17 protein-coding genes are annotated in these 15200 nt (G+C 71.6%); 14 read left to right on the top strand and 3 right to left on the bottom strand.

The window, feature by feature from the left end; translation table 11 throughout:
• From ABZU43_RS26515 to ribH, 4 genes are read left to right on the top strand one after another with little or no spacing between them, the layout of a single operon-like run.
• On the top strand, nt 1-645 hold the full coding sequence (locus ABZU43_RS26515; RefSeq protein ID WP_355009180.1) for a riboflavin synthase: 645 nt from the start codon (nt 1-3) through the stop codon (nt 643-645).
• A complete protein-coding gene (pnuC, locus tag ABZU43_RS26510) occupies nt 645-1328 on the top strand; it encodes a nicotinamide riboside transporter PnuC (protein ID WP_355009179.1) in 684 nt (227 codons plus the stop codon). Before ABZU43_RS26515 ends, pnuC begins: the two co-directional genes overlap by 1 nt.
• Nucleotides 1325-2590: a bifunctional 3,4-dihydroxy-2-butanone-4-phosphate synthase/GTP cyclohydrolase II gene (locus ABZU43_RS26505; protein WP_355009178.1), complete on the top strand. Its 1266-nt coding sequence runs from the start codon at nt 1325-1327 to the stop codon at nt 2588-2590. The genes pnuC and ABZU43_RS26505 overlap by 4 nt, the downstream gene beginning before the upstream one ends.
• A gap of 2 nt (nt 2591-2592) precedes the next feature.
• Nucleotides 2593-3093, top strand: a complete 501-nt coding sequence (ribH, locus tag ABZU43_RS26500) for a 6,7-dimethyl-8-ribityllumazine synthase (RefSeq protein ID WP_030335701.1) — start codon at nt 2593-2595, stop codon at nt 3091-3093.
• Between the two features lie 28 nt (nt 3094-3121).
• On the opposite strand, the gene ABZU43_RS26495 is transcribed toward ribH, so the two are convergent.
• Genes ABZU43_RS26495 through ABZU43_RS26485 form a run of 3 tightly spaced genes read right to left on the bottom strand, consistent with a single transcriptional unit; the run spans nt 3122 to nt 5574 of the window.
• Nucleotides 3122-3865 (bottom strand): amino acid ABC transporter ATP-binding protein, encoded by a 744-nt coding sequence (locus ABZU43_RS26495; protein ID WP_355009177.1) that lies wholly within the window; start codon nt 3863-3865, stop codon nt 3122-3124.
• Nucleotides 3866-3868: 3 nt separating this feature from the next.
• Nucleotides 3869-4711 carry an amino acid ABC transporter permease gene (locus ABZU43_RS26490; protein ID WP_355009176.1) on the bottom strand — a complete coding sequence of 281 codons (843 nt, stop codon included), beginning with the start codon at nt 4709-4711 and terminating at the stop codon, nt 3869-3871.
• Nucleotides 4711-5574: an ABC transporter substrate-binding protein gene (locus tag ABZU43_RS26485; protein WP_355009175.1), complete on the bottom strand. Its 864-nt coding sequence runs from the start codon at nt 5572-5574 to the stop codon at nt 4711-4713. Before ABZU43_RS26485 ends, ABZU43_RS26490 begins: the two co-directional genes overlap by 1 nt.
• Before the next feature lie 133 nt (nt 5575-5707).
• Here ABZU43_RS26485 and ABZU43_RS26480 point away from each other — a divergent pair, with 133 nt between their 5' ends.
• The 10 genes from ABZU43_RS26480 to ABZU43_RS26435 all read left to right on the top strand — a co-directional run bounded on the left by ABZU43_RS26480 (nt 5708) and on the right by ABZU43_RS26435 (nt 15199).
• Nucleotides 5708-5971, top strand: a complete 264-nt coding sequence (locus ABZU43_RS26480) for a phosphoribosyl-ATP diphosphatase (RefSeq protein ID WP_030335709.1) — start codon at nt 5708-5710, stop codon at nt 5969-5971.
• A gap of 49 nt (nt 5972-6020) precedes the next feature.
• Nucleotides 6021-6866, top strand: a complete 846-nt coding sequence (gene hisG, locus ABZU43_RS26475) for an ATP phosphoribosyltransferase (protein WP_355009174.1) — start codon at nt 6021-6023, stop codon at nt 6864-6866.
• Nucleotides 6867-7181: 315 nt separating this feature from the next.
• The gene (locus ABZU43_RS26470; RefSeq protein ID WP_355009173.1) at nt 7182-7655 is read left to right on the top strand and encodes a PH domain-containing protein; all 474 of its coding nucleotides are present in this window, start codon (nt 7182-7184) and stop codon (nt 7653-7655) included.
• A 785-nt stretch (nt 7656-8440) separates the two neighbouring features.
• Nucleotides 8441-9091 (top strand): translation initiation factor IF-3, encoded by a 651-nt coding sequence (gene infC, locus ABZU43_RS26465; RefSeq protein WP_088947485.1) that lies wholly within the window; start codon nt 8441-8443, stop codon nt 9089-9091.
• Nucleotides 9092-9110: 19 nt separating this feature from the next.
• Complete coding sequence (gene rpmI / locus ABZU43_RS26460; protein ID WP_007458415.1) at nt 9111-9305, top strand: 50S ribosomal protein L35; 195 nt, start codon at nt 9111-9113, stop codon at nt 9303-9305.
• A 31-nt stretch (nt 9306-9336) separates the two neighbouring features.
• Nucleotides 9337-9729: a 50S ribosomal protein L20 gene (gene rplT / locus ABZU43_RS26455; RefSeq protein WP_030488429.1), complete on the top strand. Its 393-nt coding sequence runs from the start codon at nt 9337-9339 to the stop codon at nt 9727-9729.
• Nucleotides 9730-9758: 29 nt separating this feature from the next.
• A complete protein-coding gene (locus ABZU43_RS26450) occupies nt 9759-10610 on the top strand; it encodes an RNA methyltransferase (RefSeq protein WP_355009172.1) in 852 nt (283 codons plus the stop codon).
• A gap of 219 nt (nt 10611-10829) precedes the next feature.
• Complete coding sequence (pheS, locus tag ABZU43_RS26445) at nt 10830-11909, top strand: phenylalanine--tRNA ligase subunit alpha (protein WP_355009171.1); 1080 nt, start codon at nt 10830-10832, stop codon at nt 11907-11909.
• 40 nt (nt 11910-11949) lie between these two features.
• Complete coding sequence (gene pheT, locus ABZU43_RS26440) at nt 11950-14532, top strand: phenylalanine--tRNA ligase subunit beta (RefSeq protein WP_355009170.1); 2583 nt, start codon at nt 11950-11952, stop codon at nt 14530-14532.
• 340 nt (nt 14533-14872) lie between these two features.
• Nucleotides 14873-15199, top strand: coding sequence for a hypothetical protein (locus tag ABZU43_RS26435; RefSeq protein WP_355009169.1), 327 nt, complete (start codon nt 14873-14875; stop codon nt 15197-15199).
• Nucleotide 15200 lies beyond the last annotated feature (1 nt).

The raw sequence follows: 15200 nt of genomic DNA, 5'->3' as shown, positions 1-15200 counted from the left end.
ATGTTCACCGGCATTATTGAGGAATTGGGCGAGATCGTCCGGGTCGCGCCGACGGCAGGCGATTCGGCGCTGCTGGGCGTACGCGGCCCGCTGGTCACGTCCGACGCCCGCCACGGCGACTCGATCGCCGTCAACGGTGTCTGCCTGACCGTCGTGGACGTGGCCGACGGTGTCTTCACCGCCGACGTGATGGGGGAGACGCTGCGCCGCTCCGCGCTGGGCGCGCTGCGCCCCGGCGACCCGGTCAACCTGGAGCGGGCCGCCGCGCTCGGTAGCCGGCTCGGTGGGCACCTGGTGCAGGGCCACGTCGACGGTGTCGGTGAACTGATCTCCCGGGAGCCGGCCGAGCAGTGGGAGACGGTCCGTTTCCGGCTACCCGCCGCCCTGTCCCGGTACGTGGTGGAGAAGGGCTCGATCACCATCGACGGTGTCTCGTTGACAGTCGCCGCCGTCGGCGCGGACGAGTTCGCCGTCGGGCTGATCCCGACCACGCTCAAGCTGACCACGCTCGGCGCGAAAGGCGTCGGCGACCCGGTCAACCTGGAGGTCGACGTGTTGGCCAAGTACGTCGAGCGGCTGCTCGGCGACCGGCTCACCCACGCCGACGCCCGCGGGCTGGCCTCGGACCAGGGCGGGGTGGCCTGATGGGCCCGCTCAGCTGGCTGCTGGACGCCCAGGTGCACGTCGCCGGGTCGCCGGTGCTGGCCAGGGAGATCGTCGGCAACGCGTTCGGGCTGGTCTCGGCGTTGCTCGGGTTGCGCCGGCTGGTCTGGGCGTGGCCGGTCGGCATGGTCGGTAACGCGCTTCTCCTCACCGTCTTCCTCGGCGGGGTGTTCGCCACCCCGCAGGAGCACGACCTGTACGGGCAGGCCGGCCGGCAGGTGTTCTTCTTCGCGGTCAGCGTCTACGGCTGGTGGCGCTGGCAGCGCAACCGTCGCGGCGACTCCGGGCAGGCCGCTGTCGTTCCGCGCTGGGCCACCGGGCGGGAGCGGCTGATTATGCTGCTGGCCGCCGTGGTCGGCACCGCCGCGGCGTACCCGCTGCTCAAGGCCCTCGGTTCGTGGGGCCCGCTGCCCGACGCCTGGATCCTCACCGGCAGCCTGCTGGCCACGTACGGCATGGCCCGCGGCTGGGTGGAGTTCTGGCTGCTCTGGATCGCTGTGGACGCGGTCGGGGTGCCGCTGCTGCTGCGCGGCGGGTTCTACCCCTCGGCCGTCATGTACCTGATCTACGGCGCCCTCTGCGTCTGGGGCTTCGCCGCCTGGTGGCGCACCTCCCGCGCCACGGCCACCGTTCGTAAGCCCATCTACCGGGAGGCCGTCGCATGACCAGCTTTGGGGATATCGAGCAGGCGATCGCGGACATCGCGGCCGGCAGGCCGGTCGTCGTGGTCGATGACGCGGACCGGGAGAACGAGGGCGACCTGATCTTCGCGGCCGAGTTGGCCACGCCGGAGCTGATGGCGTTCATGGTGCGCTACACCTCCGGCTACGTCTGCGTGGCGCTCACCGAGAGCGAAGCCGACCGGCTCGACCTGCCGCCGATGCACCACACCAACCAGGACCGGCGCGGCACCGCGTACACGGTGACGGTGGACGCCCGCGAGGGCGTCAGCACCGGCATCTCGGCGGCCGACCGCGCGCACACCAGCCGGCTGCTCGCCGACGCGGCGACCGACCCGACCGATCTGGCCCGCCCCGGCCACGTGGTGCCGCTGCGCGCTCGCGAGGGCGGGGTGCTGCGCCGGCCGGGGCACACCGAGGCGGGGATCGACCTGACCCGGCTGGCCGGGCTGCGTCCGGCCGGCGTGCTCTGCGAGCTGGTCAACGACGACGGCACCATGATGCGCCTGCCGGACCTGGAGAAGTTCTCCGCCGAGCACGGCCTCACGCTCGTCACCATCGCCGACCTGATCGCCTACCGCCGGCGTACCGAGAAGCAGGTCGAGCTGGTCGCCGACGCCCGGATGCCGACGAAGCACGGGGTGTTCCGGGCGCTCGGCTACCGCGCCGAGCACGACCCGGCCGAACATGTCGCGATGGTGCTCGGTGACATCGGTGACGGCCAGGACGTGCTGGTCCGGGTGCACTCCGAGTGCCTGACCGGGGACGTGTTCGGCTCGCTGCGCTGCGACTGTGGACCGCAGCTGGACGCCGCACTGGCTCGGGTCGGGCAGGAGGGCCGGGGCGTGGTGCTCTACGTCCGTGGGCACGAGGGGCGCGGCATCGGGTTGCTGCACAAGCTGCAGGCGTACCAGTTGCAGGACTCCGGCCGCGACACCGTCGACGCCAACCTCGACCTGGGCCTGCCGGCCGATGCCCGCGACTACGGCACCGGCGCGCAGATCCTCTACGACCTTGGCGTGCGGTCCATGCGGCTGCTGACCAACAACCCGGCCAAGCGGGCCGGCCTGGAGGGGTACGGGTTGACCATCACCGGCCGCGAGGGGCTGCCGGCCGGCGCGCACCCGGAGAACATGCGCTACCTGCGCACCAAGCGGGACCGGATGGGTCACCTGCTGGACGAGTTGGACGAGGTCTCCGAGGCGCCGCTGGGGCGTCCGGTCGCCAACGACGAGATCGGAGCATGACGATGGCGGGTTTCGGTGAGCCGGGAGTCGAGGCGGTCGACGCCGCGGGGCTGACCGTCGGGGTCGTTGCCGCACGCTGGCACGGCGAGCTGACCGACCACATGCTGGAGCGTGCGGTGGCCGCCGCCGAGGCGTGCGGCGCGCGTTCCGTTGTCGCCCGGGTCGCCGGCTCGGTCGAGCTGCCGGTGGTCGCGCAGGCCCTCGCCCGCCGCTGCGACGTGGTGGTCGCCCTCGGCGTGGTGGTCCGTGGAGCCACCGCCCACTTCGACTACGTCTGCCGTTCGGTCACCGACGGACTGACCCGGGTGGCGCTGGACGAGGGCAAGCCGGTGGCGCACGGCGTGTTGACGGTGGAGACCATCGAGCAGGCCCGCGACCGCGCCGGGCTGCCCGGCTCGGCGGAGGACAAGGGCTGGGCCGCCACGGTGGCGGCGCTCGACGCGGCGCTGGCCGTGCGGACGGTGGCTGCGGGCAACGCCCAACGGGTCGGCTTCGGCGGCTGACGCCTCTGCCGCCTCTGAAGGCCCGCCTTCAGAGGCGGCCGGCCTCGATGATCCGGCGCAGGAACTGTCGGGTACGAGGCTGCGTCGGCTCGCCGAGCACCTGCTCGGGCGGCCCGCTCTCGACCACCCGGCCGGCGTCGAGGAAGCACACCTCGTCGGCGACGTCCCGGGCGAAGCCCATCTCGTGGGTGGCCAGCACCATTGTCATGCCGTCGGCCTTAAGGTCGCGGATCATCGCCAGCACCTCGCCGACCAGCTCCGGGTCGAGCGCGGAGGTGACCTCGTCGAGCAGCATCAGTCGAGGTGAGTTGGCCAGCGCCCGGACTATCGCCACCCGCTGTTGCTGCCCGCCGGAGAGCCGGTCCGGGTAGGCGTCCGCCTTGGCGGCGAGCCCCACCCGGTCGAGCAGCTCCCGGGCCTGCGCCTCGGCCTCCGCCCGGCCCCGCCCGTGTACGCGTCGCGGCGCGAGGGTGATGTTGTCCAACACGCTCAGGTGCGGAAAGAGGTTGTACGCCTGGAACACCATGCCGATCCGCCGCCGGACCCGGTCCGGGTCCACCCGGGGATCGGAGATGTCCTCCCCGTCCAACTCGATGGTGCCGTCGTCGAGCTCCTCCAGCAGGTTGACGCAGCGCAGCAGGGTCGACTTGCCGGACCCGGACGCGCCGATCAGGGCCACCACCTGATGCTCGGCGACGGTCAGGTCGAGTTGGTCGAGCACGGCGTGCCCGCCGAACTCCTTGCGCAGGCCCCGGCAGCGCAGCAACGCCATGGATCAGCCTCCCGACTGTCGGCGGGCCGCGCGCAGCGTCACCCAGTCGGTGACGGCGATCAGTGGGATTGCGAGCAGCACGAAGAGCACCCCCGCCACGATGTACGGCGTGTAGTTGAAGGTCTGGGCGGTGGCGATCTGCGCGGCGCGGACCGCGTCGATCGGCCCAGCCAGCGAGACCAGCCCGACGTCCTTCTGCAACGCCACCACGTCGTTGAGCAGGGGTGGCGCCACCCGGCGGACGGCCTGCGGCAGGACCACGTGCCGCATCGTCTGCCGGTGGGTCAGGCCCAACGAGCGGGCAGCGGCGAGTTGGCTGGGGTGGACCGACTCGATGCCGGCCCGAAACACCTCGGCGAGGTAGCCGCCATAGGTGAGGACCAACGCGATCCCACCCAGCACCAGCACCGGCGGCATGCCCTGCAACCGCAGCCCCGGCACGCCGAGGGTGAGCAGGTACAGCACGATGATCAGCGGTAGGCCGCGGAAGGTGTAGGTGTAGCCGGCGGCCAGCGCGCGGACCGGGAAGAAGACCGGCCCGCGCAGCGTCCGCAGCACGGCGAGCACCAGCCCGAGCAGCAGCGCGCCGACCGCACAGCAGACCAGCAGCCGTACGTTGAGCCAGAGCCCGCTCAGCACCGTCGGCAGCGCGTCGCGGGCGATCTCCGGATCCAGGAACGAGCGCCGGACCCGGTCCCAGCCCGGCGCCCCGGTCACCGCGAGCACCAGCAGCGTGCCGAGCGCCGCCGTCGAGGACGCCGCGACGAGCACGCTGTAGACGGTTTGCCGACGCCGGTACGCCGACCGCCGCAGCTGCGCCTCCGAGGGCACCCGATCCAGAAGCATCACCGCAGCTCGGCCGCCCCCGCCACCTGGGCGAGCCACTTCTGTTCCAGCTCCTTCAACGTCCCCGCGGTGGTGAGCTGACCGACCGCCCCGCTCACGCAGGAGGTCAGTGGGGAGTTCTTGTCCAGCAGCAACCCGAACGCCTCGGGCGTACCGACCTGCGGCACCTGCCCGACGATCACAGCGTCGGTGATCTCCGCACCGGTGATGTAGAAGGCGGTCGGAAGATCGACCACGAGACCGTCCAGCTGCCCGTTCTGAAGGGCCTTCTTGGCATCGTCGTTGCTGTTGTAGACCTGCGGCTTGGCGGCCGGCTTGATCACGTCGGTGATCGCCTGGTAGCTGGTGGTGCCCACCTGCGCGCCGAGCCGAGCGTCCCGCAGCTCGGCCAGCGACTTCCGGCCGGCGATCTTCGAGGACTTCAAGGCGATGACGGTCTGCCGCACCAGGTAGTACGGCGCGGAGAAGTCGACAGCCTGCTTGCGCTCGTCGGTGATGGAGAACTGGTTGATGTCGAAGTCGAAGTCCTTCGGCCCCGGCGCGATGGCGGTGTCGAACTTGACCCGCGTCCAGGTGACGTCGGCGCGGGCGTAGCCGAGCTTCTCGGCCACCGCGTACGCGACAGCGGATTCGAAGCCCTCACCGCTGTCCGGCTTGTCCTTGGCGAACCACGGCTCGTACGCGGGCTGGTCGGTGGCGATGGTCAGCTTGCCCGGCGTACGCGTGGGCAGGCTGTCCTTGGCGCAGGACGGCGCTGCGGTGACAGTGGGGGTCGGATCTTCGTCCTGTGGCGCGCACCCGGCGGTGGCTACGACGACGGCACCGGCGAAGGTGAGCGCGAGGAGACGTGAGCGGCTGGCCATGGCGGACAGCGTAGAGCTCCATGGGCATCGATCGACAATTGTCCTACCATGTTGGTAGGGAATTGTCCGCTTGCTGGATTTTGGCGGACCCGGACGCGGGGTGCCGCCGGGGTGGCTGGAAGAATCGTTTCCCGTGAAGACGTTCGAGGAGTTGTTCGCCGAGCTGCAGGCCAAGGCCGCCGCCGGCACCCCGGGCTCGGGCACCGTCGCCGCGCTGGACAAGGGCGTGCACTTCATCGGCAAGAAGGTCGTCGAGGAGGCGGCCGAGTCGTGGATGGCCGCCGAGCACGAGGGGCCGGAGCGCACCGCCGAGGAGATCTCCCAGCTGCTCTACCAGGTCCAGGTGCTGATGCTTGCCAGCGGTCTCGAGCTCAAGGACGTCTACCGACATCTGTGAGTGCCTCCACCCCTGTTGATCGCCAACCGGATCGAAGGAGCACTCCGTCATGCTGCGTGTCGCCATTCCCAACAAGGGCACCCTGGCCGAACCGGCCGCCCAGATGCTGCGCGAGGCGGGCTACCGCCAGCGCACCGACTCCAAGGACCTCGTCTGCCGGGACGAGGCCAACGACGTCGAATTCTTCTACCTGCGTCCGAAGGACATCGCCACCTACGTCGGCTCCGGTGACCTCGACCTCGGGATCACCGGCCGGGACCTGCTGATCGACTCGGCCGCGCCGGCCGAGGAGGTCGTCGACCTCGCCTTCGGCCGGGCCACCTTCCGCTTCGCCGCCCGCCCCGACGACATCGCCTCCGTGCAGGAGCTGGGCGGCCACCGCATCGCCACCGCGTACCCGGGTCTGGTCGAACGGCACCTCGGCGAGGTGGGCGTCAAGGCCGACGTGATCCGCCTCGACGGCGCGGTGGAGAACGCCGTACGCCTCGGCGTCGCCGACGTGATCGCGGACGTGGTGGAGACCGGCGCGACCCTGCGCCAGGCGGGCCTGGTGGTCTTCGGCGAGCCGCTGCTGCGCTCGTCGGCGGTGCTGGTCCGGCGTGCCGGCGCGCCGGCGCAACCGCAGGCCGAGCAGTTGCTGCGCCGTCTGCACGGTGTGCTGGTGGCCCGCCGCTACGTGATGCTCGCCTACGACGTGCCGGCCGGTCTGCTGGACCGGGCCAGCGGGCTCACCCCGGGCATCGAGTCGCCCACCGTGTCGCCGCTGCACCGCGAGGGCTGGGTGGCGGTGCAGGCAATGGTGCTCCGCGACGACGTGCACCGCATCATGGACGAGCTCTACGAACTGGGCGCCCGCGCCATCCTCGTCACCAACATCCACGCCTGCCGCCTCTAACCCCCGCCCCCCGCGCCCCCGCCCCCGCCCCCGCCCCCGCCGCTCGCGTCGATCATGGAGTTATGGTGGCCGTTTCAGCCGCCTTCGCTCCTTACGTCCACCACCACAACTCCATGATCGACGCGGCGGCGGGTGTTCTGGGGCTGCTGGACGCGGAAGATCGTGCTCGATCATTGAAGTAGTGGCCTCGATCTCGACGGAGGCCACTGGATCCTGGATCGAGCACGATCTTGTTTGCTGGCCTTCGGTGGGCTCGGGGTGGTGGCTCGGCGGGTGGTGCGTTCGATGACCGAGCGCGGATGGCAGACTGGTGGGGTGAGTGAAACCGAACTGGTCCGCCTGAAGCCCCGCCGCATCCGGGTGGTCTGCTGGTCGGCGGCGGCCGCTCTGGTGGTGGTGTTCGCTCTGGTCGCTACCTCGCTGAGTGGCCCGACCGGCGATGGTTACGGCAGCTTCCAGCGCGGCGACCAGATCGCCATGATCGGTCTGGGCATCTTCGGTGCGCTCGGCTTCCTGCTGTTCACCCGTCCTCGGGTGGAGGCCGACGCCCGGAGCATTCGGGTCCGTAACGTCATCAGCTCCTACGAGCTGCCCTGGGAGGTTGTCCGGGGCGTCCGCTTCGACCGGGGCGCGCCGTGGGCCAGCCTGGAGCTGCACGATGACGACCTGCTGCCGATGGTCGCGTTGCAGGCCGCCGACAAGGAGCTGGCCGTCGACGGGGTCCGCGCGCTGCGCCGGCTGCACGAGGCCCACCAGGTCCGCCTCGCCGAACGCGCCGTCGGCCGCTGACCCTGGCGACACCGCCCACGCCGGTTGGCGGCCGAACCCCTACGCCGGTTGGCGGCCGAACCCCTACGCCGGTTGGCGGCCGAACCCCTACGCCGGTTGGCGGCCGAACCCCCCCACGCCGGTTGGGCGGCCGAACCGCCCACGCCGGTCGGCGGCCGAACCGCCGCTGCCGCTTCGCGGCTGGAACCGCCCGCCGTCGACCTCGCGTCGCCGCCCAGCGGCCAGGCCTGCCGCGCACCCCTCGCCAAGATCTGGACAACCTCCCTGAAACTGCTGCCTCCCGGCGCCCTGAGGCAGCAGTTTCAGGGAACGTGCGCGGATCTTGAAGCGGCGCCAGGGCGCGCCAGGGCGGGCGGCCAGGGGCGCAAGGCGGGACGGGGCGGCGCCAATGCGGTGCCGGGCGCGCGCCAGGGCGGCGCGGCGGCGCGGCGCAATGGTCGGCCGCGCCCGTGACTGGCCGCAGGTCGTGCCCGGTTTGGGGGTCGCCGGGGTGCCGGTGTAGTGTTGTCGAGTCGACCAGGCTGTCTCCGCGTGCGAGCAGGCAGCCTTGAAAGCGGAGCGCCTGCTCCCACCCGAGTCGCCGCTACGGTGGCCGGGTCCGGTCACCGGTTCCGGGCATGTCCCGGTGCCGGATGCGCGATCCTTGTGATCGTGCTGACCGGTCGAGCGGGCCCTGGCATGCGCCGGGGCCTTCTGCTTTTCGGGTCGGTTCCCTCCCGGGAGCCGCAGGGGTCGGCGACAGAGCAGAAACGACTCGAGGAGGCCCCATCAGCGTCGAACCACGCGTGAACGAGCAGATCCGGGCACGTGAGGTCCGACTGGTCGGCCCAGAGGGTGAGCAGGTGGGCATCGTCCCGCTGGAGCGCGCTCTTCAGCTGGCCGCGGACGTCGATCTGGACCTGGTCGAGGTTGCGCCGATGGCGCGCCCGCCGGTGTGCAAGCTCATGGACTTCGGCAAGTTCAAGTACGAGAGCGCACTCAAGGCGCGCGAAGCGCGGCGTAATCAGCAGCAGACCGTCATCAAGGAAATGAAGCTTCGGCCGAAGATCGACCCGCACGACTACGAGACCAAGAAGGGTCACGTGGTGCGGTTCCTCAAGGCGGGCGACAAGGTCAAGGTGACGATCATGTTCCGCGGTCGCGAGCAGAGTCGTCCGGAGCTGGGTTACCGGCTTCTGCGTCGACTCGAATCCGAGATCACGGAACTGGGATACGTCGAGGCCGCTCCGAAGCAGGACGGCCGAAACATGATCATGGTTCTCGCTCCGCATCGGGCCGTCAAGGCCTCCGCGGTCGCCGCTACGGCGTCTCGCGGTGGACCTCGGGACCGGGCAGGGGACGAGTCCGCCGCTCCGGAAGCCGATGAGACCGCAGCGGTCGGCGAGACCGCAGCAGCCGGTGACACCGGCCTCGCCGCCGACACCAGCGGCGAGTAACAGGGGAGAGACGTTCCACATGCCGAAGATGAAGAGCCACACGGGTATGGGTAAGCGGGTCAAGGTGACCGGCAAGGGCAAGATCGTTGCCCAGCAGGCCGGCCTCCGTCACAACCTGGAGAAGAAGCCCTCCACCCAGACCCGCCGGCTGACCGGCACGGTCGTGCTGGCCAAGGCCGACGTCAAGCGCATCAAGAAGCTGCTCGGCCGCTGACGCGCGCCACCTTACGTAATTAGGAGTTGAGATGGCACGCGTCAAGCGGGCTGTAAACGCCCAGAAGAAGCGTCGTACCCTGCTGGAGTCCGCGAGTGGTTACCGCGGTCAGCGCTCCCGCCTGTACCGCAAGGCCAAGGAGCAGGTGCTGCACTCGATGCAGTACGCCTACCGGGACCGTCGCGACCGCAAGGGCGACTTCCGGCAGCTGTGGATTCAGCGGATCAACGCGGGCGCCCGGGCCAACGGGATGACCTACAACCGTCTGATCCAGGGCCTGCGTCTGGCCGGCATCGAGGTCGACCGCAAGATCCTGGCCGACATGGCTGTCAACGACGCCGCCTCTTTCGCGGCGATCGTCGAGCTGGCCCGGGCTGCGGTCACGGCCGAGGGCACCGGCGGCGCGGCGGCTCAGGCCGCCTGATCCCCACGCACCAGAGCGAGGCGTCTCCCGTGTCGGCACCGCCGTTCGGGGGGCGCCTCAATCGTGCCGGAGGAGCGCACACCATGGCTTTCACCCCGCGTACCCCAAGGGTTGTCGCCGCCCGCCGCCTGCAACGCCGCCGGGACCGCGACGCCACCGGCCGTTTCCTGGCCGAGGGCCCGCAGGCGGTCCGCGAGGCCCTCGCGCGGCCGGAGGTGGTCACCGAACTGTTCGGTACGACCACCGCGCTCGACCGGTACCCGGAGTTGGCCGCCACGGCGGCCCGCGCCGACGTGCCGGTCTCCGAGGTGACCGACGACGCCCTCGCGGCGCTGACCGAGACCGTCGCCCCACAGGGGCTGGTGGCCGTCTGCCGGCACCTGGACGTCTCACTGGAACAGGCCCTCGCGGGTGCGCCCCGGCTGGTGGCGGTGCTCGCCGAGATCCGCGACCCGGGCAACGCCGGCACGGTGCTGCGCACCGCCGACGCGGCCGGTGCGGGTGCGGTGATCTTCGCCGGGGACGCCGTCGACCCGTACAACGGCAAGTGTGTGCGAGCCTCGGCCGGCAGCCTCTTCCACGTCGACGTGGTGCGCGCCCCCGACCCGGTCGCGGTGGTCGGCGCGCTGCGCGCCGCCGGGCTGTCGATCTTCGCCACCACCGGGTACGGCGACAACGACCTGGACGACCTGACCGACTACGGTCGGCTCGTCGGGCCCACCGCCTGGCTGTTCGGTTCCGAGGCGCACGGGCTGCCCGAGGAGTTGACCACCGCCGCCGACACCACTGTGCGGGTGCCGCTGTACGGGCGCGCGGAGAGCCTCAACCTGGCTGCCGCCGCGGCGGTCTGCCTGTACGCTTCAGCGAGAGCACAGCGCTGAGGGTGAACGCCTGTGGCGCGACTGACAGCAGGGGAGAGCGTCCGTCCATGAACGCGACACGGCGTTCGTTTAGCCAGCCCGCCGGTGTCGGCGGGCGGCGGGCCTGACCTGCTCCCTGCGCAACTCCTACCGGCGGGCTGCGGCACAGCCGCGCGTCCGTAGACTCGCCTAGCCGCCCCGGTGAGGGCTGGCGCCGCCGTGAGGGAGTGCCCGTACGCCATGAGCTACCGCAACGATCCGTACGACCCGAAGCAGGTCGCCCTGCTCGACCCCGCCGCCCTGGCCGAGGCCGTGGCGGACGCCACGAAGGCGTTCGAGGCCGCCGCCGACCCGGACGCGCTGACCGCGCTGCGCTCGGTGCACCTGGGTGACCGGTCACCGGTCTCCCTCGCGCGTCGGGAGATCGGCGCGCTGCCGCCGGCCGCGAAGTCCGACGCCGGCAAGCGGGTCAATGAGGCCCGCCGGGCGATCGAGTCCGCGTACGCCGAGCGCGCCGAGGTGGTGGAGCGCGAGCAGGCCGAGCGGGTGCTGGTCGAGGAGCGGGTGGACGTCACACTGCCCTACGACCGGCGTCCGCGTGGCGCCCGGCACCCGTTGAGCACCCTGATGGAGTCGATCAGCGACCTCTTCGTCGGGATGGGCTACGAGGTGGCCGAGGGGCCTGAGGTCGACCTGGAGTGGGTCAACTTCGACGCGTTGAACATCCCCGCCGACCACCCGGCGCGCGGGTTGATGGACACCTTCCACATCGCATCCCCTGATGGCTCCGCGGGCTCCGGCCTTGTTCTACGAACGCACACCTCGACGGTGCAGACCCGCACGATGCTCAGCCGCAAGCCGCCGATCTACGTGATCGTGCCGGGTCGCGTCTACCGCACGGACGAGATCGACGCCACCCACAGCCCGGTGTTCCACCAGGCCGAGGGTCTGGTGGTCGACAAGGGCATCACGATGGCCCACCTGCGGGGCACGCTGGACCACTTCGCCCGGGCGATGTTCGGCCCGGAGGCGAAGACCCGTTGGCGGCCGCACTACTTCCCGTTCACGGAGCCGTCGGCGGAGTTCGACGTGTGGTTCCCGGAGCACCGCGACGGCCCGCAGTGGGTCGAGTGGGGTGGCTGCGGCATGGTCAACCCACGGGTGCTGCGCGCCTGCGGCGTCGACCCGGAGGTCTACTCCGGATTCGCCTTCGGCATGGGCATCGACCGGACCCTGATGGTCCGGCACGGGGTCAGCGACATCCGCCATCTCTTCGAGGGCGACGTGCGGTTCAGCCGCGCGCTCGGGACCGGGGCGTAGGCGATGCGGGTACGAGACACGGGAACGGTGGTCTGAAGTCATGCGAGTTTCTGTCAGTTGGCTGCGGGAGTACGTCGACCTCCCCGCCGACCTGCCCACCGGTGACCTGGAGCAGGCCCTGGTCGACCTCGGTATCGAGGTCGAGTCCGTGGTGGACCTTCGCGAGAGCGTCACCGGGCAGCTCGTCGTCGGCGAGGTGCGCGAGATCGAGGAGCTGACCGGCTTCAAGAAGCCGATCCGGTTCTGCCGGGTGGACGTGGGCGCCGCCAACGGCACCGGCGAGCCGCAGGAGATCGTCTGCGGGGCGCGCAACTTCGCCGTCGGTGACCGGGTGGTGGTGATCCTGCCCGGTGGTGTGCTGCCCGGCGGGTTCGCGATCGGCGCCCGTAAGACGTACGGGCACAACTCGGCCGGCATGATCTGCTCCGCCAAGGAGCTGGGCCTGGGCGACGACCACTCGGGCATCATCGTGCTCCCGCCGGACGGCGCGGCCAAGCCGGGCGACGACGCGCGGCCCGTCGTCGGCCTCGACGACGTCGTGTTCGAGCTGGAGATCACCCCGGACCGGGGGTACGCGCTGAGCCTGCGCGGCCTGGCCCGGGAGCTGTCGCACGCGTTCGACCTGCCGCTGCGTGATCCTGCCCTGGTGCCCGCCCCGGCCGGCACCGAGACGCCGGCGTACCCGGTGGAGGTCCGCGACACGGTCGGCTGCGACCGGTTCACCGCCCGCCTGGTGCGGGGCGTCGACCCGGGCGCGCCCACGCCGTCGTGGATGGCCCAGCGGCTCGTGACGGCCGGCATCCGCAGCATCTCGCTGCCGGTCGACATCACCAACTACGTGATGTTGGAGCTGGGCCAGCCGATGCACGCCTTCGACGCCGACCGGATCGCCGGGCCGCTGGTGGTCCGTCGCGCCGAGGCGGGGGAGAAGCTGACCACCCTGGACGGTGTCAGCCGGGTGCTCACCGCCGACGACATGGTGATTTGCGACGCTGGGCTGCCCAACGCCCTCGCAGGCGAGGGCGCCGGCGTCCCGATCTCCCTCGCCGCGGTGATGGGCGGTGAGACCAGCGAGGTCGTCACGGGGGTCACCACCACTGTGCTCTTCGAGGCGGCGCACTGGGACCCGGCGATGGTCGGGCGTACCGCCCGTCGGCACAAGCTGTTCAGCGAGGCCGCGAAGCGCTGGGAGCGGGGCGTCGACCCGGCCGTGCCGCTGGTCGCGCTGGAGCGTGCCGTGCGGCTGCTCACCGAGCACGGCGGTGGCACCCCGAGCGTGGAGATCCTGGACATCGACCACGTCCGGCCGCGTACCCCGATCAGTCTTCCGGCGGACCTGCCGACCCGGCGGGTCGGTGTCGAGTACCCGCCGGCGCGGGTGGTCGCCCTGCTGGAGCAGGTGGGCTGCACTGTCGCGCAGGGCGCGGACCGGTTGTCCGAGGACCCGGGCGCGGTCCGCGCGGCCAGCGGCGTCGGGACGGTGCTGAGCGTCACCCCGCCGACCTGGCGGCCCGACCTGACCGACCCGGCCGACCTGGTCGAGGAGGTGGTCCGCCTCGACGGGTACGACCGGGTGCCGTCGGTGCTGCCGACCGCGCCTGCGGGGCGCGGTCTGACCCCGCGGCAGCGTCGCCGCCGGGCGGTCGCCGGGTCGCTGGCCGAGCGGGGGTACGTGGAGGTGCTCGCGCACCCGTTCGTGTCGCCGGAGCTGGCTGACCAGCTCGGCCTGCCGGCCGACGACAGTCGTCGGCCCGCGGTGCGGCTGGCCAACCCACTGTCCGAAGAGGAGCCGCTGCTGCGCACCACGCTGCTCGGCCCGCTGCTCGGCATCCTCAAGCGCAACCTCGGCCGGGGTCACCGCGACCTCGCTCTCTACGAGATCGGTGCGGTCTTCCACCCGCGCGTCGGCGCCGGCAGCCCGCCGGCGATGGGCGTGGACCGTCGCCCCACCGACGAGGAGTTCGCAGCCGCCGACGCCGTGGTGCCGGCGCAACCGGTGCACGTCGCGGTGGTGCTCTCCGGTGACCTGGACCCGGCCGGCTGGTGGGGTGCGGGTCGCCCGGCCGGCTGGGCGGACGCGATCGAGGCGGCCCGTGACGTGCTGGCCGCCGCCGGGATCCCCGACGAGCGGGTCGAGGTGTGTGCCGCCGAGTACGCCCCGTGGCACCCGGGTCGCTGCGCCGAGCTGCGGGTCGACGGCTCGGTCGTCGGACACGCCGGGGAGTTGCACCCGGTGGTGGTAGCGGCGCTGGAGCTGCCCCGCCGCACCAGCGCGATGGAGCTGAACCTCGACACGCTGCCGCCGACCCCGGTGACGCCGGCGCCGACGGTTTCCGGCTTCCCGCCGGCGCTGATCGACGTGGCTCTGGTGGTGGACGAGTCGGTGCCGGCGGAGCAGGTGCGCCGGGCGCTGGAGGCGGGCGCCGGTGAGCTGCTGGAGGACGTGCGGCTGTTCGACGTGTACTCCGGCGCGCAGCTCGGTGCCGGCCGCCGGTCGCTGGCGTACAAGCTGACCTTCCGGGCACCGGACCGGACGCTCACCGTCGAGGAGGCGGTCGCGGCACGGGACGCGGCGGTCGCCGTCGCGGCGGAGCGCCTCGGCGCCACCCTTCGCGGCGCCTGACGCGACTCACGACGGCCCCGGTACCCCGCAGCGGGTAGCGGGGCCGTCGTCGTGTCGCCGCCGGCTCCGCCGTGTCGGGCTTCCGACACGCCGCGCCAGCCTTCGCCGCCGGCGATGGCGTCCCCTGGCAGGTAGCGGTGGCTGGGCACCAGGCATCCGTCGCCAATGGCATGTGTCGACGTCGATACGAGACGGCGTTCGGGTGGCCGGCCGAGGGCTTGGCGTCGACGTCGCCGACCGTCTCACGAGCCTTTCCGCTGTCGACACGAATCGGTAGCCTTGCCTGGCGAAGGGGTGAGCGCCGACGCCTGTCGCAGGCCTTCAGGTCAAGGAGCAGCGCATGATCGAGGCAATTGTCGCCGGGGCGCTCGTCAAGATCGCCGAGGGGTCCGGGGCGGCTCTCGTCGACATGATCCGGCGGCGATTCGTCCGCGGGGACGAGCCGGCGGGGATGCTCGAATCCCTGGACCGGGTCACGCGGGGCGACGCCTCGGCGGACGACATGGCTCAGCTCCGTGCGCTTCTGGCCCGTCTCGCGGCCGAGGATCCGGAGTTTCTGCGGGAGCTCCGGCAGGGCGCGACGCCGGCTGGCAGCACGAACGTGGTGGCCTCCAGCAACGTGGGCAAGCTGGTGCAGGCCCAGCGCGTCGGCGACATCACGATGTAGC

Source organism: Micromonospora sp. NPDC005205 (assembly GCF_040608275.1).
Taxonomy (GTDB): domain Bacteria; phylum Actinomycetota; class Actinomycetes; order Mycobacteriales; family Micromonosporaceae; genus Micromonospora.
This window is presented reverse-complemented; position numbering and strand designations above follow the sequence as displayed.

Coding starts and splice junctions, on each gene's coding strand:
- ABZU43_RS26515 (WP_355009180.1), top strand. CDS start 1: ATGTTCACCGGCATTATTGAGGAATTGGGCGAGATCGTCCGGGTCGCG.
- pnuC (WP_355009179.1), top strand. CDS start 645: ATGGGCCCGCTCAGCTGGCTGCTGGACGCCCAGGTGCACGTCGCCGGG.
- ABZU43_RS26505 (WP_355009178.1), top strand. CDS start 1,325: ATGACCAGCTTTGGGGATATCGAGCAGGCGATCGCGGACATCGCGGCC.
- ribH (WP_030335701.1), top strand. CDS start 2,593: ATGGCGGGTTTCGGTGAGCCGGGAGTCGAGGCGGTCGACGCCGCGGGG.
- ABZU43_RS26495 (WP_355009177.1), bottom strand. CDS start 3,865: ATGGCGTTGCTGCGCTGCCGGGGCCTGCGCAAGGAGTTCGGCGGGCAC.
- ABZU43_RS26490 (WP_355009176.1), bottom strand. CDS start 4,711: ATGCTTCTGGATCGGGTGCCCTCGGAGGCGCAGCTGCGGCGGTCGGCG.
- ABZU43_RS26485 (WP_355009175.1), bottom strand. CDS start 5,574: ATGGCCAGCCGCTCACGTCTCCTCGCGCTCACCTTCGCCGGTGCCGTC.
- hisG (WP_355009174.1), top strand. CDS start 6,021: ATGCTGCGTGTCGCCATTCCCAACAAGGGCACCCTGGCCGAACCGGCC.
- rpmI (WP_007458415.1), top strand. CDS start 9,111: ATGCCGAAGATGAAGAGCCACACGGGTATGGGTAAGCGGGTCAAGGTG.
- rplT (WP_030488429.1), top strand. CDS start 9,337: ATGGCACGCGTCAAGCGGGCTGTAAACGCCCAGAAGAAGCGTCGTACC.
- pheS (WP_355009171.1), top strand. CDS start 10,830: ATGAGCTACCGCAACGATCCGTACGACCCGAAGCAGGTCGCCCTGCTC.
- pheT (WP_355009170.1), top strand. CDS start 11,950: ATGCGAGTTTCTGTCAGTTGGCTGCGGGAGTACGTCGACCTCCCCGCC.
- ABZU43_RS26435 (WP_355009169.1), top strand. CDS start 14,873: ATGATCGAGGCAATTGTCGCCGGGGCGCTCGTCAAGATCGCCGAGGGG.